At 71.4% G+C, this 19741-nt stretch carries 20 protein-coding genes and 1 pseudogene; 13 read left to right on the top strand and 8 right to left on the bottom strand.

Annotated elements, in window-relative coordinates; all coding sequences use genetic code 11:
- Positions 1–23 precede the first annotated feature (23 nt).
- Positions 24–746 (top strand): TetR family transcriptional regulator, encoded by a 723-nt coding sequence (locus ABEB12_RS29720; protein WP_185059883.1) that lies wholly within the window; start codon positions 24–26, stop codon positions 744–746.
- Between the two features lie 130 nt (positions 747–876).
- Entirely contained in the window at positions 877–1149 is a 273-nt protein-coding gene (locus tag ABEB12_RS29715) for a hypothetical protein (RefSeq protein ID WP_185059882.1), read from the top strand.
- Here the strand turns inward: ABEB12_RS29715 and ABEB12_RS29710 are convergent.
- Positions 1114–2010 (bottom strand): hydroxymethylglutaryl-CoA lyase, encoded by an 897-nt coding sequence (locus ABEB12_RS29710; RefSeq protein WP_185059881.1) that lies wholly within the window; start codon positions 2008–2010, stop codon positions 1114–1116. The two genes, ABEB12_RS29715 and ABEB12_RS29710, sit on opposite strands and share 36 nt — an antisense overlap.
- Positions 2011–2062: 52 nt before the next feature.
- Between ABEB12_RS29710 and ABEB12_RS29705 the strand changes: the two genes are divergently transcribed.
- Positions 2063–3247, top strand: a complete 1185-nt coding sequence (locus tag ABEB12_RS29705) for an alpha/beta hydrolase (protein WP_221497605.1) — start codon at positions 2063–2065, stop codon at positions 3245–3247.
- A gap of 63 nt (positions 3248–3310) precedes the next feature.
- Entirely contained in the window at positions 3311–4348 is a 1038-nt protein-coding gene (locus ABEB12_RS29700; RefSeq protein ID WP_185059879.1) for an LLM class flavin-dependent oxidoreductase, read from the top strand.
- 359 nt (positions 4349–4707) lie between these two features.
- Here the strand turns inward: ABEB12_RS29700 and ABEB12_RS29695 are convergent, their stop codons facing one another.
- From ABEB12_RS29695 to ABEB12_RS29680, 4 genes and pseudogenes are all read right to left on the bottom strand, one after another.
- Complete coding sequence (locus ABEB12_RS29695; RefSeq protein WP_185059878.1) at positions 4708–5193, bottom strand: carboxymuconolactone decarboxylase family protein; 486 nt, start codon at positions 5191–5193, stop codon at positions 4708–4710.
- A complete protein-coding gene (locus ABEB12_RS29690) occupies positions 5190–6263 on the bottom strand; it encodes a dihydrodipicolinate reductase (RefSeq protein WP_185059877.1) in 1074 nt (357 codons plus the stop codon). Before ABEB12_RS29690 ends, ABEB12_RS29695 begins: the two co-directional genes overlap by 4 nt.
- 166 nt (positions 6264–6429) lie before the next feature.
- Positions 6430–6981 (bottom strand): VOC family protein, encoded by a 552-nt coding sequence (locus ABEB12_RS29685; protein ID WP_185059876.1) that lies wholly within the window; start codon positions 6979–6981, stop codon positions 6430–6432.
- Between the two features lie 49 nt (positions 6982–7030).
- Positions 7031–7717: pseudogene (locus tag ABEB12_RS29680) on the bottom strand (acyl-CoA thioesterase); the annotation flags it as partial.
- 92 nt (positions 7718–7809) lie between these two features.
- Between ABEB12_RS29680 and ABEB12_RS29675 the strand changes: the two are divergent.
- Both ABEB12_RS29675 and ABEB12_RS29670 read left to right on the top strand, forming a co-directional pair.
- A complete protein-coding gene (locus tag ABEB12_RS29675) occupies positions 7810–8661 on the top strand; it encodes an alpha/beta fold hydrolase (RefSeq protein ID WP_185059875.1) in 852 nt (283 codons plus the stop codon).
- Positions 8662–9110: 449 nt separating this feature from the next.
- Positions 9111–9875 carry an SDR family NAD(P)-dependent oxidoreductase gene (locus ABEB12_RS29670; RefSeq protein WP_221497603.1) on the top strand — a complete coding sequence of 255 codons (765 nt, stop codon included), beginning with the start codon at positions 9111–9113 and terminating at the stop codon, positions 9873–9875.
- On the opposite strand, the gene ABEB12_RS29665 is transcribed toward ABEB12_RS29670, so the two are convergent.
- Positions 9872–10870 (bottom strand): LLM class F420-dependent oxidoreductase, encoded by a 999-nt coding sequence (locus ABEB12_RS29665; RefSeq protein WP_185059874.1) that lies wholly within the window; start codon positions 10868–10870, stop codon positions 9872–9874. The genes ABEB12_RS29670 and ABEB12_RS29665 overlap by 4 nt on opposite strands.
- Before the next feature lie 52 nt (positions 10871–10922).
- Between ABEB12_RS29665 and ABEB12_RS29660 the strand changes: the two genes are divergently transcribed.
- A complete protein-coding gene (locus ABEB12_RS29660; RefSeq protein ID WP_345703253.1) occupies positions 10923–12296 on the top strand; it encodes a phosphotransferase family protein in 1374 nt (457 codons plus the stop codon).
- On the opposite strand, the gene ABEB12_RS29655 is transcribed toward ABEB12_RS29660, so the two are convergent.
- Positions 12253–12531 carry a DUF3099 domain-containing protein gene (locus ABEB12_RS29655; protein WP_185059872.1) on the bottom strand — a complete coding sequence of 93 codons (279 nt, stop codon included), beginning with the start codon at positions 12529–12531 and terminating at the stop codon, positions 12253–12255. The genes ABEB12_RS29660 and ABEB12_RS29655 overlap by 44 nt on opposite strands.
- A 70-nt stretch (positions 12532–12601) precedes the next feature.
- On the opposite strand from ABEB12_RS29655, the gene ABEB12_RS29650 reads away from it, so the two are divergent.
- The 4 genes from ABEB12_RS29650 (at position 12602) to ABEB12_RS29635 (ending at position 17115) form a co-directional block, all read left to right on the top strand.
- The gene (locus tag ABEB12_RS29650; RefSeq protein ID WP_221497602.1) at positions 12602–13765 is read left to right on the top strand and encodes an alpha/beta fold hydrolase; all 1164 of its coding nucleotides are present in this window, start codon (positions 12602–12604) and stop codon (positions 13763–13765) included.
- A 585-nt stretch (positions 13766–14350) separates the two neighbouring features.
- The gene (locus ABEB12_RS29645) at positions 14351–15070 is read left to right on the top strand and encodes a GntR family transcriptional regulator (RefSeq protein ID WP_185059871.1); all 720 of its coding nucleotides are present in this window, start codon (positions 14351–14353) and stop codon (positions 15068–15070) included.
- Entirely contained in the window at positions 15067–15933 is an 867-nt protein-coding gene (locus tag ABEB12_RS29640; protein ID WP_185059870.1) for a crotonase/enoyl-CoA hydratase family protein, read from the top strand. Before ABEB12_RS29645 ends, ABEB12_RS29640 begins: the two co-directional genes overlap by 4 nt.
- 24 nt (positions 15934–15957) lie before the next feature.
- Positions 15958–17115 (top strand): acetyl-CoA C-acyltransferase, encoded by a 1158-nt coding sequence (locus tag ABEB12_RS29635; protein ID WP_185059869.1) that lies wholly within the window; start codon positions 15958–15960, stop codon positions 17113–17115.
- 61 nt (positions 17116–17176) lie between these two features.
- On the opposite strand, the gene ABEB12_RS29630 is transcribed toward ABEB12_RS29635, so the two are convergent.
- Positions 17177–17515, bottom strand: coding sequence for a hypothetical protein (locus ABEB12_RS29630; RefSeq protein ID WP_185059868.1), 339 nt, complete (start codon positions 17513–17515; stop codon positions 17177–17179).
- 337 nt (positions 17516–17852) lie between these two features.
- On the opposite strand from ABEB12_RS29630, the gene ABEB12_RS29625 reads away from it, so the two are divergent.
- Positions 17853–18236, top strand: a complete 384-nt coding sequence (locus tag ABEB12_RS29625) for a hypothetical protein (protein WP_185059867.1) — start codon at positions 17853–17855, stop codon at positions 18234–18236.
- A 44-nt stretch (positions 18237–18280) separates the two neighbouring features.
- Positions 18281–19594, top strand: a complete 1314-nt coding sequence (locus ABEB12_RS29620; protein WP_221497601.1) for an MFS transporter — start codon at positions 18281–18283, stop codon at positions 19592–19594.
- Positions 19595–19741: the final 147 nt, after the last annotated feature.

The following is a 19741-nucleotide window of genomic DNA, read 5'->3' as shown; positions in this document are numbered from 1 at the left end:
ATCCGCGGACGAGGAGCACACCGGTGGCGCGACCCAGAACCGCCCTGATCTCCAAGCGCAGAGCGCTCGAGGTCGCCCTGGAGATCATCGACAAGGAGGGCATCGAGGCGCTCAGCATCCGCCACCTGGCGGACCGCCTGAAGATCAACGGCGCCACGCTCTACCACCATTTCGAGAACAAGGAAGAGATCATCGTCGGCGCGGCCCGGCTCGCGCTGGAGGCCGTGCGCACCCCGCAGAGCCCGGACGAGCCGTGGCGGGTCTGGCTGATGCGCAACGTGCGCAACCTGCGCCAGGCCTTCCGGGACCACCCCGACCTGGTGCCGGTGATGCTGGGCCGCCAGCCGCTGGGCATCGGCGCGGCGCAGCTGGACGCCACGGTCGCCCTGCTCTGGGCGGAGAACGTGCCGGTCGGCGCGATCGCCCCGATGCTGGAGGCGCTCGAGCTGTACGCCATCGGCAGCGCGCTGCACGAGGCGCGGCGGGGCATGTCCACCGAGGTCGTCGACGCGGCGGCCACCCCGTACCTGACCGACGCCGCGGCGCGCAGCGCGCTCACCCCGGACGAGCTGTTCGACCTGGTCTGCGAGCGGATCATCGACAGCGTGGTGCTGGCCGCCGTGGAGCGCGCCGGCTCGACCCAGGCGCCGCCGATACCCAACCCGGCGCCCCAGCCGCACGTCCCGCCGCAGGTGCCCGCGCCGGCCGTCGTGCCGCCGCGCGACGGCACCCGGGCCAGTGCATAGCCCAGCCAACTAGATAGCCACTGCTACCGATTGCCTCAGCAGGCTGTTCGCGACCTGCTGGACCTGGTTGGAAACGGTCCACTAAGATAGCGATTGCTCCGGTCGGTCACTCGGTTCGAAATGAGCGAGCATGACGCACGAGGCCTTCTGCTTCCTCTGTGAAACCTTCGCGCCCACGCTGGACGACGGCCGGTTCCGCTCGCACGACCCGCACCGGCGGTACGGGGACAACGTGGTCGACCTCCGATGCTGCCCCGGCTCGGAGCTTTCGCCGATCCTGACCAGGGGAATCGCCGCGCACCACGCCCTGCGCGGCCCCCGCGTGTCCCCGGAGGCCGCCGCGGCACCCCTCGGCGCCGGCCCGGTCTCAGCCGGCCGGGAAGCCGCCCGCCCGGGGCAGTAGCGCGGGCACCGGCCGCCCGAGCGCACCGGCCAGGAACCCGGCGGTGTCGATCAGTGCGGCGAGGTCCAGACCGGTGCGCAGGCCGCTGCGTTCGAGCAGGTAGACCAGGTCCTCGGTGGCGATGTTGCCGGTAGCCCCGGGCGCGAACGGGCAGCCGCCGATGCCGCCGGTGCTGGCGTCCAGCCGGGTGACCCCCAGGTCCACCGAGGCGACCGCGTTCGCGTAACCGGTGTTGCGAGTGTTGTGGAAGTGCATGCGCAGCGGGGGCGTCCCGTCCCCCAGCTCGGCGCGCAGTTTGTCCACCAGCCCGCGCACCTGGGCCGGCACCGCCACCCCGATGGTGTCGGCCAGGGCCAGCTCGGCCGCTCCGGCCCGCGCCGCGCGCACCCCGAACTCGACCACCCGCGCCGGGTCCACCTCGCCGGAGAACGGGCAGCCGAAGGACACCGCCAGGGTCACCGAACCGGGCAGGTCCCGGCCGGCCGCCTCGGCGACGACCTCCTCGGCCATCTCGATCAGCGCCTCGGCGGAGGCGTTCTGGTTGCGCCGGGCGAACTCGTCGGTCACCGGCACCACCACGTTGATCTCGTCGACGCCGGCGTCCACCGCCCGCGCCAGGCCCCGCCGGTTCAGCACCAACCCGATGTAGGACACCCCGGGGCGGCGGTCCAGCCCCTTCATCACCGCTTCCGCGTCGGCCATCGCCGGCACCGCGTCCGGCCGGACGAAGGAGACCGCCTCGATTCGGCGCGCGCCGGCCGCCGCCGCCCGTTCGATCAGCTCGATCTTCGCCCCGGTGGGCAGCGCCACCGGCTCGTTCTGCAGCCCGTCCCTCGGGCTGACCTCGATGACATCGATCACCGGGCAGTTCCTCCCTCCAATAACCAAACACTGAATGGTAAGGTACTGGACCGTGACGCCGGAACGGACCAAGTACCGCCGTACGCCTTACCTGATCGTCACCCGCGAGCGGGTTGCGCGGAAGGACGTCTACGGCAGCATCGACGACCACGTGGTGCGCCAGGCGCAGCTGCTGCGCGGCGAGCGGGACTCGGACACGGTGATCGTGGCCATGCACCCGATCGGCTCGCCGGCCTACCTGCCACTGTTCCCCGAGCTGGCCCGAACCGGCCTGCACGTGATCGGCTCGGCCAACCGCTACTCGACCGGCGACGCCGCGCTGCAGATGGAGAACGTGCTGCTGGACCTGGCCGCCTGCGTGCGCGACGCGCGGGAGCGGCTGGGCTACCGGAAGGTGGTGCTGGCCGGCTGGAGCGGCGGCGGCTCGCCGATGATGGGCTACCAGGCCGAGGCGGAGCAGCCGAAGATCACCCACACCGCCGCCGGCGAGCCCAGCCCGCTGGCCGAAACCGAGCTGCCCGCCGCCGACGGGGTCCTGCAGCTGGCCGCGCCGCGCAGCCGGCACCGGCTGCTCACCGAGTTCCTGGACGCCTCGATCACCAACGAGCTGGAGCCGGAGCGGGACCGGGACGCCGAGTTCGACCTCTACGACCCGGCCAACCCCAACCAGCCGCCCTACTCGGCCGACTTCCTGGCCGCCTACCGGGAACGCCAGCGCGCCCGGTCCCGCCGGATCACCGATTTCGCCCGGGACAAGCTGGCCGGGTTCGCGGCCGCCGGGCATCCCGAGCGGGAGCACGCCTTCGTCGTGCACGGCACCATGGCCGACCCGCGCTGGCTGGACCCGGCGATCGAGCCGAACGGCCGCAGGCCGGGCTGGAGCTACCTGGGCGACCCCGCCGTGGCCAACCACAGCCCCGGGGCGCTGATGCGGTTCACCACCGCCCGCGGCTGGCTGTCCCAGTGGAGCCTGGATGCCGCGCAGGTGGACGCCGGCGACGCCGCGCCCCGGGTGAGCGCGCCGGTACTGGTGGTCCGCAACGGGTGCGACGACGCCGTCCCGGTCAGCCACCAGCAACAGGTGTTCCAGGCGATCGGCCACCCGGACAAGGAGCTGGCCGAGCTGCCCGAGGCCAACCACTACTTCAGCGGCGCCGACCAGCGCTCCCACCTGGCCACCGCCGCCGACCTGGTGCACGGCTGGATGCACCGGCACGGCTTCATGGACAAACACTGACAAAACCTAACGCTGTTTGGTAGAGTGTCGGCAAGACCTCCCGAAGCCCGGAAAGGCCCGTCCATGAAGCTCAGCCTGATGACCCTCGGCGACCTGGTGACCGACCCGGTGACCGGGTACCGCGAGACCCACGCCGAGCGGCACCGGGGCGTGGTGGAGGCGGCCGCGGCGGCCGACGAGGTCGGCTTCCACGGCGTGCACATCGGCGAACACCACGGGCTGGAGTACACCTTCTCCTCGCCGCCGGTGATGCTGTCGGCGATCGGTGAGCGCACCCGGCGACTGCGGCTGTCCACGGCGGTCACCCTGGCCGCCAACCTGGACCCGGTGCGGGTGGCCGAGGACTACGCCACCGTGGACGTGCTGTCCGGCGGGCGCTGCGAGGTGGTGGTCGGCCGGGGCAACTTCTTCGTGTCCACCTACACCCTGTTCGGGCAGAAGATCGAGGACTCGCACGAGCTGTTCCACGACGCCGTAGAGCTGCTGGTACAGCTGTGGAGCGGCAAGGAGGTCAACTGGCCGGGCTCGGCGCACCGCGCGCCGATCGAGGAGTTCGTGCTCCAGCCGCCGCCGGTCGGCGTGCTGCCGCTGTGGATCGGCGGCGGCGCGTCGGAGTCCACCGCCGAGCTGGCCGCGCGCCTCGGCCTGGACCTGATGCTGCCCAGCGCGTTCGGCAACCCGGAGATGTTCAAGCCGGTGGTGGCCACCTACCGGGAGCGGTTCGCCTCCTACGGCCACCCGCACGAACCGAGGGTCGGCGCCTGCTGGCACGTGAACGTGGGCGAGACCAGCCAGGCCGCGCGAGCCCGCTGGGAGCCCCGCTACCGCGCCTACTTCGAGCTGATGAAGGAGATCATCCCCCGGGTCAACCCGGACCCGCCGGCCTTCATCCGCAAGCCCTTCGACTTCGACTTCCTCACCACCCGGGGTCCCGCGTTGGTAGGTAGTGCCGACGAGGTGGCCGACCGGCTGAACACCTGGTCGGAGATGCTCACCACGGACACCAACCTGCTCTACCTGGACATGGGCGGCCAGCCGGCGGGCGAGTTCCGCGACATGGTCGAACTGATTGGCTCCCGCGTGGTTCCGCAACTGGACTGAGCGCGGTGCCGGTTCTAAAAGACGGCTTGGACGGCCGCGGTTGGGTTGGCCTGCCGCGGCTCAGGTGCGGCCCGTTGCGGTTTACATGGTCACCATGACATCACAGTCGCTCCGGACGCCCCAGAGCGACCACCATGTCATGCTGATCATGGACTGGGCGCCGCTGCCGCACCATCCGTCACTCTGGTTTCACGAGGGGAACACCATGGGGTTCGATCTTGCGCCAACCCCCACCATGTACCCCTCGCGAAACGCAAGTGAAACCAGCCGCCCGCCCCGAACCGAACGCAAGAGGCCGCGCCCGAGCCGCGGCAGACCACCCCACCCGCGGCCGTCCAAGCCGATCTTTAAACCGAGCCCTACCGGGCGTGACCGGGCAGCACGCACGCCGTATCGAGACCGAGCACCCGGTTCAGCCGCCCAAAAGCCAGCCACGACCCGATGCTCATGCTCAGCTCCACGATCTCCCGCTGGTCGTAACTCCCGGTCATCCGAGCCCAGAACTCGTCGTCGAGTCCGTGATGATCGACCGCGTAGCGCTCGGCGTACTCGGCGGCCAGCCGGGTGCGGTCGTCGAGGACGCCCGCGGTGCGCCACCCCGCGACCGCCTCCGCGAAGCCTTCCTCGACCTTCTCCCCGTCCCGTTCGGTCCGCCAGTCCTGACAGAACAGGCAGCCGTTGATCTGGGCGATGCGCAGCCGGGCGGCCTCGAACTCGCGCAGCCCGAGGGTCGAGTCGGCGTAGACCGCCATGGAGAACTTCGAGGCGGCGACCCCGATGCCGGGGACCATCTCGCCCCACACGTACTGGATCGGGTCCTTGCCCTCGGGCACGTCGATGATCATCGTGGTTTTCTCTCCAGCTTCCCGGGGCGGAGCGGGACGTCCAGCGCGTCGTAGAGGCCCGGCGCCGCACCGGCGAGCCAGTCGATGGCGTTCACCAGCCGGCCGACGGCGGTGGCGTTCCCACCGGCCGAGCGGTTCTCCCCCTCGTCGGCCGCCTCGATGGTGACCTCGATGCGCGGGCGGCCCTCGATGATCACCCGGTGCGCCCCGGTGCCGTCCGGCGGCATCGGCCATTCGGGCGCGCAGGACGGGTGGATGCGGGTCACGTGCTCGACCACGATGCGCGGCTCGCCGTCCACTATGCCCTGCACCTCGAACCGCACCGCGCCCTGCGTGCCGGCCTCGAACTCGCCCATCATCGCGGTGCCGACCGTGGCGTCCAGCGAACGCCGGTCGCACGTCTCGCGGATGTCCTCCAGTTCGACGCCGAGTGCACGCGCCATCAGCCGCAGCTGGCCGCCCCACACCATGGTCGGCACCGAGGGCATGAGCATGGGTGGCTGGTAGTCCATCGGCTGGCCCATGCCGACCAGGTAGCGCACGGCGTCGGGCTGGTCGTAGGTGGAGTAGTCGAAGATCTCCTGGCAGCGGATCACCTCGACCACCGTGCCGAGCCCGCTGACCAGCAGCGGCAGCACGTCGTTGGCCCAGCCGGGGTCGACCCCCGAGACGAACAGCGAGCCGCCGCCGGCCGCGATCGCGGCGAGCACCGGGTCGCGCAGCTCCTTCGGCGCGCTCCGGTGGTCGTACAGGGCGTACAGCGACGGGGTGACGACCACCGCGCCGGCCCCGATCGCCCGGCAGATGTCGGCCAGCGCGTCGTCCGGCCGGATGTCCCCGGACGCCGCGTACACCACGGCGCGCGGCTTCCCGGCCAGCACGGCGTCCACGTCGTCGGTGGCGGGCACGCCGAGCCGCCCGTCCAGGCCGGCCAGCTCGCCGGCGTCCCGGCCGACCTTGTCCGGGTTCCGAACGACGACGGCAACGAGTTGCAGCTCCGGGTGGGCGGCAACGGCGCGGATGGCCGCACGGCCGACGTTGCCGGTGCCCCAGACCACGGTGGAGATCACCCGGTCGAGCCTATTGAAGACGCGCCGGAAAAACTAGAACAAGTTTCATTCAAGCCCGAGCAGCCAGGCGGCCGCGGTCGACGTGCCTGCCGTGCGCCGCCTTCGAGGGGCTTTCAGCCGGCGCCCCGCGCCCCGTGAGTGATTTGTGTGGCTATAGCCACACAAATCACTCACGGGCCTCGCGCTCCTTGCGCGCCTGGTAGTGCGGGGAGTGGTGGCCGACGCCCTCGTAGTCCGGCACCTGGGCCGGGGTGTCGTCGGCCAGCAGCTCGGCGGCCTCGCGCTCGTCGGCCTCGGTCAGCGGCTGGGTGTCGTAGGTGAACTCGACCAGCGTGCCGTCCGGGTCGCGGGTGTAGATCGAGTGGATGAACTCGTGCTTGACCTCGGAAACGTGGTAGCCGTGGTCCAGCCAGCGCTGCTTGCACGCCTCCAGACCGCCGATGTCGTGGCAGTCGAAGGCCACGTGGTTCACCCAGTAGGGCAGGCCGTTGCCGATGCCGCCCTGCCAGTCGCCCTCCTCGATCACCACGCCCTGGATGCCGGTCAGGTCCCAGATGGCGAACAGCCCGTTGCCGGTGTCATAGAAGATGTGCTTGGTCCAGCCGCCGACCGGCGTCTGCCGCTTCACCACCTTCTTCAGCGTGAAGCCCATCGCCTCGGTGTAGAACCGGTGGGACCGCTTGACGTTCTTGGCCGCGATGGCCACGTGATGGAACATCGTTACCTCTCCTCTCGGTGGACGGCACCAGGGCGGTCTCCCGGCTCACCGAGGCGACCAGCCGCCCCAGCGGGGAGTAGAACCGCCCGGTACCGAAGGTGCGGTGGTCGGCCGCCGACGGGTAGGTGCACTCGTGCAACAGCCAGTCGTCGGCGCGGAAGGTCTGGTGGACGCGCACCGACAGGTCCAGGTTCACCGCGCGCCCGTCCGCCCACTCGTCTCCGGGATCCACCAGCAGCAGGTCGGCGGCGAAAACCAGCGCGGCCAGGTGCGGCAGGACCAGGTCCGGCAGCTCCTCGGTGATGCGCACCCAGTGCCGGCCGGGTTCCAGGCAGCGCACGTCGATCGGCACCCCGGCCGCTCCCGGGCCACCCAGCAGACCGTGCGGGTCCGGCGCGGACGACGGCTCCACCCGCTGGTAGCGCGGCGCGCGGCCGGGCCGGGCCAGCTGGAACGAGACGGTGGCGGACAGCAGGGGAGTGCGGCCGCAGGTCGCCAGCACCCGGCGGGTGGACAGGTGCTCGTCGTCCCGCAGGCACTCCACGGCCAGCTCCACCGGCCCGTCCGGCGACTGTTCGGCCAGGTGGGCCAGGTGTACGGAGTGGGCGAGACGGTGGCGGGTGTCCACCGTTCCGCCCGCCGCCAGCACGGCGTGCGCGGCTACCAGCCCGGTGGATCGCGGGTCGATCTCCCCGAGCCGCAACCCGCCGAGGAACCCGTCGGCTGAGTCGATCACGATCACCTCTTCCTCAATTAATCTAACAGCATTTGGATCTGGTCACAACGCCCCTCCGAGGGCGTCGGGGGGATCGGCCAGGATGGTCGCCCATGGAGCGATTCATCGAGGTGGAACCGGGCGTGCGGCTGTGGGCCGAGGAGTCCGGGAAACCGGACGGCGAGCCGTTGCTGCTGGTCATGGGGGCCAACGCGGCCGGGTTGGCCTGGCCGGACCCGCTGGTCGCCGCGCTCGGCCGGGAGCACCGGGTGATCCGCTACGACCACCGGGACACCGGCCGGTCCAGCCGGGTGTTCCACGATCAGCCCTACCCGATCACCCGGCTGGCCTCGGACGCGATCGCCGTGCTGGACGGGCTCGGCCTGGCCCGGGCGCACGTGGCCGGCATGTCCCTGGGCGGCACGCTGGTCCAGCTGCTAGTGCTCGACCACCCGGACCGGCTGCTCACCGCCACACTGTGGAGCACGGCGGCGCTGGGTGCCTGGTCCCCCACCGACGGCGAGTCGCGGGCGCTACCCGGTCCGGACCCGGCACTGCTCGAGCTGTGGCAGCACATGGCCGACCCGCGCGACCGGGAGGCCGAGCTGGACTGGCGGGTGGCGCACTGGCGGCTACTGCGCGGGGACGGGCCGTTCGACGCCGACGAGTCCCGCCGGCTGGAGGAACGGATCATCGAGCACTCCGGCGGCCACGAGAACCCCGCCGCCCACGCACTCGCCGATCCTTCAGGCCTCGACCGCGGCCCGGAGCTGGCCAAGGTGCGCACCCCGACCCTGGTCATCGACGCGCGGAAGGACCCGGTGAACCCGCCGCCGCATGCTGAGCACCTGGCTTCGGTCATTTCCGGTGCGCGGCTGGTGGTGGTGCCGGAGTTGGGCCACGCGCTGGGTTCGGATGTTGTGCCGGCGTTGACGGAGGAGATTTTGCGGCATACCCGCCGGTGAGGTGCCGGGTTGGGTTTTCAAGAGCGCTTGGACGGGGAGGGTGGGCAGCGGGCTCGGCCGGGAGGCCGGCCGGCGGTTGCGTGCGGCTCCGGGCGAATCATCGGCTAATCGGCGTTCACCGCGTGGTGCTTCGTCGAGAGTTGGCTGAGTCGCCTTTGATCATGAGAAAAAGGGGACTCAGCCACCACTCGATGACATACGGCTCGGCTAAGGCCCCAGGACGCTGCCGCGCCGACCATCCGAGCCAACCTCAGCGGGAACTTTGATATCAAAGGCACCAATACCATCAAAAAGTGACCCGTGATTAGCCAGCTAGTCGGAAAAGCAACGGGCGGCGCCCGAGCCGCCGGCGCCCGGAACCGCGCCCGTCCAAGCAGATCTTGAAAGCGCTCGGGTGGCGCACAAGGCGACCAGCGCACAGGATCGACCGCAACGACACGGGAGGCGCAGTGGAGAACAGGGTGGCGCTGGTCACCGGGGGCAGCCGGGGCATCGGGCGGGCGATCGCGCTGCGGTTGGCCGCCGACGGGGCGGCGGTGGCGGTCAACTACCGGCGGGACGCGGACGCCGCCGAGGACGTGGTGAGCCGGATCAAGGCGAAGGGCGGCACGGCGAAGGCGTTCGCCGCCTCGGTGGACGACCCGGAGCAGGACCGGGCCATGGTGGACGCGGTGCTCGCCGAGTTCGGCAAGGTGGACATCCTGGTGCACAGCGCCGGCATCGCCAGCCGGGGCCTGCCGGTGACCAGGACCGACCCGGGCGAGCCGCTCAAGGTGATGGCTACGCACGCGTTCGGCGCGCACCACCTGTGCCGGCTGCTCATCCCGCAGATGCGCGAGCAGCCCCGGGGCGACGTGGTGTTCATCTCCAGCGTGGCCGGCATCAACCCGATGCAGAACGGTGCGCCCTACTCGATGGCCAAGGCCGCCCTGGAGTCGCTGGCCGTGACGCTGGGCAAGGAGGAGCTGCGCAACGGCATCCGGGTCAACGTGGTGGCCCCCGGCCTGGTGGAGACCGACATGGGCGACCGGCTGGCCCGGGCGCTGAGCGATGCACCGGACGCGGCGGGGCTGGACCACCTGGCCCCGTTCGGGCGGGTGTGCCAGCCGGAGGACGTGGCCGACACGGTGGCGTTCGTGGTCGGCACCCGGTACGTCAACCTGCAGCGGATCGGCGTGGACGGCGGCGGCTCCCCGACCGCCGCGCTGCGCTAAAGCGCTCGGGCCAGGTCGCAGAGGAAGTCGACGTGGTCGGCCGGGGTGAGCGACGCGCCGAACGGCGGCAGCAGGGCGAGCGTGGCGATGTCCACCCCGGCGTCGGTGTACTCGCGCACCCGGCGGGCGCACTCGGCCGGCGAGCCGATCAGGAAAAGGTCGTGCACCACCTCGTCCGGGATGAGCCGCACCGCCTCGGCCCGGTCGCCGGCTTCCCAGGCCGCCTGCATCGGCGCCAGCGCCTCGCCCCGGCCCAGCCAGCGCTGGTAGTTGGCGTACACCGGCACGGTCAGGTAGGCGGCGATCATCCGCCGGGCGGCCAGCTCGGCACCCTCCCCGGTGCCCGGCACCACGAACACCCTGGCCTGCACGGCCATCGGCTCGGGCAGCGCCCTCGGCACGTCGGCGGCGGCCTTGCGGACGGTGGTCAGGTCGGCGGCGGCCAGGAAGTTCAGCGCGACGCCGTCCGCCTCGGCCGCCGCCAGCCGCTGCATCCGGGGGCCGAGCGCGGCGACCACCAGCGCGGGCGGGCGCTCCGGCGGCCGGGCCAGCTTGAAGTCCTCGATGCCCAGCGCCTCGGCGGACTCGGCGGCGGCCGACGCCCGCTGCCCGGACAGCGCCGCGCGCAGCACCCGCAGCGTGTGCGCCACCCGGGAGTACGGCTTGTCGAACGGGATGCCGTTCCAGCCCTGCACGATCCGGTCCGATCCGGCGCCGATGCCGAACCGGGCCCGCCCGGGTGCCGCCTCGGCCAGTGCGGCCGCCGTGCTCGCCATGATCGACGGCCCCCGGGTGAACGCGGAGACCACCGACACGGAGAGGGTCAGCTCGGGGCGCCACGCGGAGGCCAGCAGCAGCGGGCTGAGCCCGTCCAGCCCGTTCGACTCGCCGGTGGACACCTCACCGATGCCGGCCTCGGCCAGCCGGTCCACCGCCTCCCGGTGCTGGTGCAGCGGCAGCCCGTCGATGGGCAGGGTCACTCCAACCAGGCTCATACCCTCCGACGATAAGGGGCGCCTCCGGAGTTCGCTGGTTACGATCTCGGCCGTGTCAGGCTTGGAGACCGCCGTGGAAGCCGTGCTCGCGCGCACGTGGGGGCACCCCGTCACCGTGCGCGAGGCCAGGCAGCTGGCTGGCGGGGCCAGCCGGGAGATCTGGTCGTTCCTGGTGGAGGGGGACGGGGCCAGGCGGCTGGTGATGCGCCGGGACCCGGAGGGCGCGTTCCACCCGATGGACATCGACCGGGAGGCCGGCGTGCTGGTGGCCGCGCACGAGGCCGGCGTGCCGGTGCCCCGGCCGCACGCGTTCGGCGACGGCGGCGACGAGGTCGGCCGGTCCTACGTGCTGATGGACCACGTGGACGGCGAGACCATCCCCCGCCGGCTGCTGCGTGACCCGGAGTACGCGTCGGCGAGGGCGTCCCTGGCCGCCGAGCTGGGCCGGGTGTTGGCCCGCATCCACGCGATCCCGCTGGAAAAGCTTCCGGACCTGGGCGACGCGGTCGACCCTTTGGATGAACTGGTCGCCATGCACGAGGAGTTCGGCGAGCCCCGGCCGGCACTGGAGGTGGCGTTCCGCTGGCTGGCCGAGAACCGGCCGCCGGCGGCCGGGCCGGCCCTGGTGCACGGGGACTTCCGCAACGGCAACCTGATGGTCGGCCCGGAAGGGCTGCGCGCGGTGCTGGACTGGGAACGGGCCAAGGTCGGCGACCCGGTGGAGGACCTGGGCTGGCTGTGCGTGAAGGCCTGGCGGTTCGGTGCGCCGGCCGCGGTGGGCGGGTTCGGCGACCGGGGCGCGCTGCTGGACGGCTACGCCGAGGTGGCCGGCTGGCGGCCCAGCGACGAGGCGCTGCGCTGGTGGGAGGTGTTCGGCACGGCGAACTGGGCGGTGATCTGCCGCCGGCAGGCGGAACGCCACCTCTCCGGGGCGGAGCGGTCGGTGGAGATGGCGGTGCTCGGCCGTCGGGTCTGCGAGTCGGAGCACGACGTGTTGTTGGCCCTGGGCCTTACCGAAGCCGGGCCCGTGGACGACCCGCTGGAGTCCGTCGAACCGGCGCCGGCCGACCCGCACGACCCGCCGTCGGTGGACGGGCTGCTCGCCGCCACCGCTGATTTCCTGCGGGCAGAGCTGGTGGACGGGCCGGCCGCCGGCGCCGACCAGCGGGTCCGGTTCCACGCCCGGGTGGCCGCCAACGCGCTGGCCATCGCCCGCCGGGAGCTGCGGGTGGGCGGCGCGCAACGGGCGGCGCACGCGGAACGGCTGGCCGCGCTGGGCTGCGCCTCGGACGCCGAGCTGGTGGCCGCGATCCGGTCCGGCTCGCTGGACGGGCGCTGGCCGGAGGTGTTGGACGCGGTGCGTGCGCTCACCATCGCCAAGGTCACCGTGGCGAACCCCCGCTACCTGGCCCATCCCGGCGCCTGACCCGCCGTCGCCCGTTCGCCAGCACCACCGCCACCCACTGCAGCGGGCCGGTGATGATGAGGATGATCAGCCCGAGCAGCCACGCCCGGTGGTAGAGCGAGCCGCCGACCGCCAGCCCGAGCAGGTGAATCGTCATGATCACCGTGTAGACCCGGCGGCGGTGGCGCAGCTCGTCGTCCGCCGGCGGCGCCGCGTCGGTGATCAGCGGCGGCGGGTCTCGGCGACGCGGCCACATGCCCCGACGGTACGCCTGGGCATGACAGTGATCACAGCGTTCCGGCCGTACCGGCGGTTATGTTGAGGCGGTGAGCTCCCCCGCGGTCCGGCTGTACACCGAGTTCGCCCTCGCGCCGATGCGCGCCGCCACGTCGATGATCACCCACTGGACGGCCTACGCCTCGGCGAACCTGCCGGCCACCCCGATGCGGGTGAGCGCGGACCTGGCCCGCTGGGTAGCCGCGACCAGTGTTCGCGAACGCCCGCGCTGGGCGCACGAGGCCACGGTGGCGCGCACCTGGCCGCTGGCCCGGCTGCGCGACTACTCCACGTCGGAGGACGGACAGGTCCCCACCCTGGTGCTGCCGCCCCAGGCCGGCCACGACTCCTGCATCGTCGACTACGCGCCCGGGCAGAGTCAGCTGATCACCCTGCGCGAGGCCGGCCTCACCCGGCTGTTCTGCCTGGACTGGCGGGGCGCCACCGAGCAGACCGCCGACGCCGGCATCGAGGACTACCTGGACCTGCTGAGCGAGACCGTGGACCTGCTGGGCGGCCGGGTGAACCTGGTCGGCGACTGCCAGGGCGGCTGGCTGGCCACCCTGTGGGCGGCGCTGCACCCGGCGAAGGTGAACACGCTGACGATCGCCGGCGCACCGATCGACTTCCACGCCGGCGGGTCGGGGATCCGCGACTGGCTGCGGGTGTTCGGCGCGCTCGGCCGGGCCGCCGGGGCGACCGAGCTGGCCGCCTACCGGGCCATGGTCGACCGGGGCGGAGGCGTGCAGCGTGGCGCCAACCAGGTGCTCGGCTTCAAGCTGCTGGAGCCGGTGGCCGAGCTGGACCGCAACCTGGCCCTGTGGGCGAACATCCGCGACCCCCAGTACGTGTCCCGGCACGTCGAGTTCACCAACTGGTTCGAGTGGATCCAGGACATCCCGGGCCCGTTCTACCTGTGGATCGTGGAGCACCTGTTCGCCGGCAACGAGCTGGTGGCCGGCACGCTGGCCGCCGGCGGCCGCCGGGTGGACCTCGGCGCGATCGACTGCCCGGTATTCCTCATCGCCGGCTCCAAGGACCACATCACCCCGCCCGCCCAGGTCTGGACACTGGCCGACCACATCGGCACAGACCGGGTCACCCGCCGCGAGGTGGACGCCGGCCACCTGGGCCTGTTTATGGGCCACGAAGCCCTCCGCGAAGCCTGGCTCCCCCTCATGCAAGAGGTCCGCGCCCTCTCCACCCCCCTTTAGCTCTGCGTGGAAAAATGCAACACCACGATTCTTCGGGCTGTTGGGCGTGGGTTTAAAGATCAGCGTGGACGGGCCGGCTTGGGCTTCTTCCGGGCCTGGGTGCCGCCCGTCACCTCGGGTCGCGGAGCGTGATCGCCCGCTGTCGGGTTCTCCGGGTTCGGGTCACCGAGTGGTAGCGCAGTCGGCCTGTTTCATGATCAAAAGGCGCCTGGGCTACCGCTCGGCGAGGCCGCCACCCTAGCCCGCCGGCAGGCCTGGACAAGTGCTCACCCTGAGTGACCACTCTGTGACACATGCGGCAGATGTGACCGTGAGGCGGGCGACCGCGCCGCCTCGCCGCGCCGACCGCAAGCTGAGTCCGGTTCGATCATGGCGGCGACCGGACTCACCCTGCGCTCGGCGACGAGCGGCAACCACGTTCGGTGACCGCCCGCCCGCCTACCCACACCCGGGAAAGCCCTGGCCGGCCCGTCCAAGCTGATCTAAAGAAAGTGACATCCGCCGCCGGCCGTCGACAGCGGACCACGCGGCATGTCACGATGACTTGAATTCAAAGTGCGCGAGGGAGCGGGGGAAAGGTCCGGAATGCCCAAGCGGTACGGCGTAAAGGACAAGGACGTGGCCGTCGCGCACATCGTCTCCGGGCTGCTGGACGGCAGCCTGCGCCCGGGCGACCGGATCGACCGCACGGAGATCGCGGCGACCCTGGGCATGAGCCGGGTACCCGTACAGGAGGCGGTCAACCAGCTGGAACGCGACGGCATCGTGAGCATCCCCTACCACCGGGGCGTCTTCCTGGAGCGGTTCGACGCCGACGTGGTGCGCGAGCACTACGAGATCTACGGGATGCTCAGCGGCATCGCCTCCGCGCGCGCCGCCGCCCGGGGCAGCGACCAGCTGAAGGGCCAGCTGCGCGAGCTGGTGGACAAGATGTCCGGCGCACCCGACCAGGCGGAGTTCGAGAACCTGGTCTGGGACTTCCGCCGCGCGATCAACCAGGAGGTGGCCGGGCCGAGGCTGCGCGCCTCGATCGGCACCTTCCAGGGGTTCATGCCCACCGCGTTCTGGCTGGCCTGTGCCGACAACCGCACCAACCACCAGAGCCACATGCTGCCGACGTACGCCGAGGAACTGGCGGCCATCGAGCGCGGCGATGCCGAGGGCGCCAAGGCGATCGTGGTCGAGCGCTGCGCACGAATGGCTGAGACGGTCAACGATGAGCTGCGCCGGCGCGGCGTCTTCGGCTGGGATGGGGGTCCGGAACCGCAGGACCAAGTCCCGAAGGCGAGTGAGTACACCCGATGAGCGAGACCATCGTTGGCGCGGGCGGCACCGTGCGAGCCGTGATCGACGGCGGCGTTGCCGACGTCCGGCTGAACCGGCCGGAGAAGCTGAACGCGCTGAACAACGCCATGTTCGAAGACCTGCTCGAGGTCGGCCTGACCGTCCGCCGGTGGCGGGGCATCCGGGCGGTGGTGCTCTCCGGCGAGGGCCGGGCGTTCTGCGCCGGCCTGGACTACTCGGCGTTCTCCGCGATGGCCGCCGACCAGGACTGGCGGGAGCCGGAGACGGACCGGCGCGAGCTGTTGGACCCGGACGACGACCTGGTCGAGCTGAACCGGGGCCAGCGGGCCGCCTGCGTGTGGGACACCGTCCCCGCGCCGGTGATCGCCGCGATCAACGGGCCGGCGTTCGGCGGCGGGCTGCAGCTGGCGCTCACCTCGAACATCCGCATCGTCGCCCCGGAGGCCACGCTGAGCGTGGCCGAGGTGCGCTGGGGCCTGATCCCGGACATGGCGGGCACCCAGCTGCTGCCCCGGCTGGTCGGCATGGACGTGGCCATGGAGCTGACCCTCACCGGCCGGGTGATCACCGGCGAGGAGGCGGCCCGCAACGGCCTGGCCACCCGGGTGGCGGACAACCCGCGCGAAGAGGCGCTCGCGCTGGCCCGGGAGATCGCCGAGAAGAACCCGGACGCGGTGCGCGCCGCCAAGTCCCTGCTGGACAGCGCCTGGTACCTGACCATCGGCGAGGGCCTGGCCGGCGAACGGCGGGCCATGGCCAAGATCGCCCGCAGCCCCAACCAGCGCGAGGCGGTGGCCGCCCGGCTGGCCAAGCGCAAGCCGGTGTTCTCCGACGACTCAACGCTTTCCGAACTACCGACGTAACAGACCCCCAGGAGAGGATCCGTCATGCCCGAGGCCGTCATCGTCGAGGCCGTGCGCACGCCCATCGGCAAGCGCAACGGCGCACTGTCCGAAATCCACCCGCAGGATCTCTCCGCGCTGGTGCTGAACGCGCTGGTGGAACGCACCGGGGTGGACCCGGCGACCGTCGACGACGTGGTCTGGGGCTGTGTCAGCCAGGTGGGCGACCAGTCCAGCAACATCGGCCGGTACTCGGCGCTGGCCGCCGGCTGGCCGGAGACGGTGCCGGGCATCACGGTCAACCGGGCCTGCGGGTCCAGCCAGGCGGCGATCGCCCAGGCGGCGCACGGGGTGATCGCCGGCCAGTACGACCTGGTGGTGGCCGGCGGCGTGGAGTCGATGAGCCGGGTGCCGCTGGGCGCGGCCCGCACCACCGGCCAGCCGTACGGGCCGAAGGTGGCCGAGCGCTACGACAACTTCCCGTTCAACCAGGGCACCGGCGCCGAGCTGATCGCGCAGAAGTGGGGCCTCTCCCGCAACGACCTGGACAGCTTCAGCTCGCGCTCGCACGCGCGCGCGGCCGCCGCGATCGACGCCGGGGCGTTCAACGGCCAGATCGTGCCGGTTGCCCGGCCCGACGGCGGGGTGTTCGACACCGACGAGGGCCTGCGCCGGGGCACCACCCCGGAGACGCTGGCCAAGCTCAAGCCGTCCTTCAAGGAGGACGGCGTGATCCACGCCGGGAACGCCTCGCAGATCTCCGACGGCGCCGCCGCACTGCTCATCACCACCCCGGAGAAGGCCCGTGACCTGGGCCTGAAGCCGATCGCCCGCTACCGGGCCACGGCGGTCAGCGGTGCCGACCCGATCATGATGCTGACCGGGCCGATCCCGGCCACGGAGAAGCTGCTGGCCCGCACCGGGATCGCCATCGGCGACATCGGCGCGTTCGAGGTGAACGAGGCGTTCGCCCCGGTCCCGATGGCCTGGGCCACCGAGCTGGGTGTGAACACGGACGCGCTGCAGGAGCGGCTCAACCCGCTGGGCGGGGCGATCGCGGTGGGCCACCCGCTGGGCGCCTCCGGCGCCATCCTGATGACCCGGCTGGTGCACCACATGCGGGCCAACGGCATCCAGTACGGCCTGCAGACCATGTGCGAGGGCGGCGGCACCTCGCAGGCCACCCTGGTCGAGCTGATCTGATCCTTTCTTGGTCGCGCACGGGGCCGCCGCCGGAGTGGTTTGGCGGCCCCGTGCGCCGCTTTCAGTCGTTGCTGTTGTTCTGCTCGCAGCTGCCGTTGTGCTTGTCCTTGTTGTGCACGCCGCTGGACAGGATGCCCAGCGCCCCGGTCAGCAGGCTGTTGTTGCACGCCTGGATCGGAGCCTGCACGCCCAGGCCGTTGATGTTGATCAGACCCGACTGCACGTTGGACTTGCGGTCCCTACGGTCCCCGTCGTGGTCGTTGTCGTCGTCGCACTTGTGGCACTTCTTGCCGCCGCGATCGTCGTCGTCTCCGTTGTAGTCACCGGCGAATGCCAGCGGACTGACCGATAACAATGCCGCGACGGTCGCGGCGAGAACGATCCCCACCTTCTTGACCATGTAAAACACCTCGTTCCGGAACTGGGGGAGCTTGGGAGCCGCAGCGAAATTAGCCCAGGAAAATTTGACCGCAAAAGCATTCAGCGGCCCCGTTGGGCGTTACCGAAAATGGCGCGTCTCTCTCGGTGATTATTGCGAGTCCCGAACGACGCAACTGCTCCGTTCGGGGAGCTCCCGACCCCCCTCCCCGGGTCCGCTCCGGGGAGCCCTCGATCGGCGGTGCACCACCCACTCGGCGGCACGCCGACCACTCGCAGCTACGGGAGAGCCATTCGGCTCGGCAAAACGGGTAGTTCTACTGAATCCCTCGGCCGCGGTACCGGCTAGCGTTCGGCCCATGGAATCGAGCGCATCCGGCGGGTCCCCCACGCAACCTCGCCGCGCCTGGGTGGTCCTGTTGTACTTCTACCTGGCCGCACTGGTCGGCCTCGGCTTCGTGATCACCGGGGCGACCAACATGTTGTTCGGCGCCAAGGCGGTGGCCTTTCCCGAACTCGAGGTGGCCTCGTACAACTACGACTCGTCGCTCCGCCGCGACCCGCAGGGCAACATCGTCGCCAGCGACCCGGAGCGGGAGGCGGCCCGGCAGCGGGCGATCGACGACCAGCGCCGGCAGGGCCTGGACGACGTCACCGACGGGATCATCCTGGTCGTGGTCGGCGCGCCGACGTTGATCTGGCACTTCCGCCGGGGCCAGCGCACCGGGCGCGAGCCGAACTAAGCGTAACCTTGCCAAGGCCCGATGACGGCCGTCAGTATGTCGCGATGAACCTGACGCGCCCGCCGTCCGGCAACCGGCTGCTCGTGGTGACACTCTGCTCGATGGCCATCGTCATCGACGGCTACGACCTGATCGTCTACGGCACCGTTGTCCCCACCCTGGTGGGCGGCGGCGCCGAGTGGAAGCTCACGGCAACGCAGGCCGGTCAGATCGGCGCGTACGCGCTGGCCGGCATGCTGATCGGCGCCATCGGCATCGGCACCATCACCGACATCGTCGGCCGCCGGCGCATCATGATCGTCTGCGTGGTGTGGTTCTCCCTGGCCATGGCGCTGACCGCGGCCAGCCCCACGGTCGAGGTGTTCGCGCTGACCCGGTTCCTGGCCGGGCTGGGCCTCGGCGGGGTCATTCCCACGGCGATCGCGCTGACCATCGAGTACGCCCACCCGGACCGGCGCAACGCCACCAACGGCGCGATGTTCTCCGGCTACTCGGTCGGCGGCATCCTGGTCTCGCTGATCGCCATCGCGGTCATCCCCGAGCTGGGCTGGCGGGCGATGTTCTGGATCGGCGCCGGCCTGGGCCTGCTGCTGGCCCCGGCCATGTTCTGGCTGCTGCCCGAGTCGCCCAACTATCTGCTGGCCCGGGGCCGCCGGGAAGAGGCGGTGCGGTTGGCCGAGCGGTACGGCATGCAGCTGACCGAGCTGCCCGAGTCGTCCGCGCGGGAGCAGGGGGCGCTGGGCAAGCTGCGGGCGCTGCTCGGCGCCCGGCTGCGCACCGGCACCCTGCTCTTCTGGCTGGGCACCGGCATCGGCCTGCTGCTGGTGTACGGGTTGAACACCTGGCTGGCCCAGATCATGCGCACCGCCGGGTATCCCCTGGGCGCGTCCCTGGGCTTCCTGCTGGCGCTGAACCTGGGCGCCATCCTGGCCACCCCGCTGCTCGGCGCGCTGGCCGACCGGGTGGGCTCGAAGGTGGTCACCAGCGGGATGTTCCTCACGGCGGCGCTGTGCATCGTGGCGCTGACCGTGCGGTTCCCGGCGCCGGTGCTCTACGTGCTGGTCGCGGTGGCCGGCGCGTGCACCATCGGCACCACGATCCTGGTGAACGCCTACACCGCCACGTTCTACCCGGACCACCTGCGCGCCACCGGCGTCGGCTGGACCCTGGGCGTGGGCCGCCTGGGCGCCATCATCGGCCCGTTGTACGGCGGCCTGGTCATGTCCTCCGGCTGGGGCGTCGACGCCAACTTCTACGCCTTCGCCATCCCCGCCCTCCTAGGCGCCTTCTGCATGCTCCTCATCCCCTCCGCCCGCGTCCAGGAACCTCACGCCGACAAGGTCCCCGACACCACCTGACATATCGCGCCCCCCACCACCCCGTGTCGCTGCTTTTGCCAGGCCGTGTCGCTGCCTCTGCCAGGCCGTGTCGCCACTTTTGCCATGGCGAAACCCGCGACACAGCCTGGTGAAACCCGCGACACGGCACGGTGAAACCCGCGATAT

Source organism: Actinospineispora eucalypti (genome assembly GCF_039543365.1).
Lineage (GTDB): Bacteria > Actinomycetota > Actinomycetes > Mycobacteriales > Pseudonocardiaceae > Pseudonocardia > Pseudonocardia eucalypti.
Note: the sequence above shows the minus strand (reverse complement) of the source record. Positions and strands in the feature narration are given on the sequence as shown.

Excerpts from the sequence above, each read along its gene's own strand:
- ABEB12_RS29715 (WP_185059882.1), top strand. The coding sequence starts at position 877 with ATGACGCACGAGGCCTTCTGCTTCCTCTGTGAAACCTTCGCGCCCACG.
- ABEB12_RS29700 (WP_185059879.1), top strand. The coding sequence starts at position 3,311 with ATGAAGCTCAGCCTGATGACCCTCGGCGACCTGGTGACCGACCCGGTG.
- ABEB12_RS29695 (WP_185059878.1), bottom strand. The coding sequence starts at position 5,193 with ATGATCATCGACGTGCCCGAGGGCAAGGACCCGATCCAGTACGTGTGG.
- ABEB12_RS29685 (WP_185059876.1), bottom strand. The coding sequence starts at position 6,981 with ATGTTCCATCACGTGGCCATCGCGGCCAAGAACGTCAAGCGGTCCCAC.
- ABEB12_RS29675 (WP_185059875.1), top strand. The coding sequence starts at position 7,810 with ATGGAGCGATTCATCGAGGTGGAACCGGGCGTGCGGCTGTGGGCCGAG.
- ABEB12_RS29665 (WP_185059874.1), bottom strand. The coding sequence starts at position 10,870 with ATGAGCCTGGTTGGAGTGACCCTGCCCATCGACGGGCTGCCGCTGCAC.
- ABEB12_RS29655 (WP_185059872.1), bottom strand. The coding sequence starts at position 12,531 with ATGTGGCCGCGTCGCCGAGACCCGCCGCCGCTGATCACCGACGCGGCG.
- ABEB12_RS29645 (WP_185059871.1), top strand. The coding sequence starts at position 14,351 with ATGCCCAAGCGGTACGGCGTAAAGGACAAGGACGTGGCCGTCGCGCAC.
- ABEB12_RS29640 (WP_185059870.1), top strand. The coding sequence starts at position 15,067 with ATGAGCGAGACCATCGTTGGCGCGGGCGGCACCGTGCGAGCCGTGATC.
- ABEB12_RS29635 (WP_185059869.1), top strand. The coding sequence starts at position 15,958 with ATGCCCGAGGCCGTCATCGTCGAGGCCGTGCGCACGCCCATCGGCAAG.
- ABEB12_RS29630 (WP_185059868.1), bottom strand. The coding sequence starts at position 17,515 with ATGGTCAAGAAGGTGGGGATCGTTCTCGCCGCGACCGTCGCGGCATTG.
- ABEB12_RS29625 (WP_185059867.1), top strand. The coding sequence starts at position 17,853 with ATGGAATCGAGCGCATCCGGCGGGTCCCCCACGCAACCTCGCCGCGCC.
- ABEB12_RS29620 (WP_221497601.1), top strand. The coding sequence starts at position 18,281 with ATGAACCTGACGCGCCCGCCGTCCGGCAACCGGCTGCTCGTGGTGACA.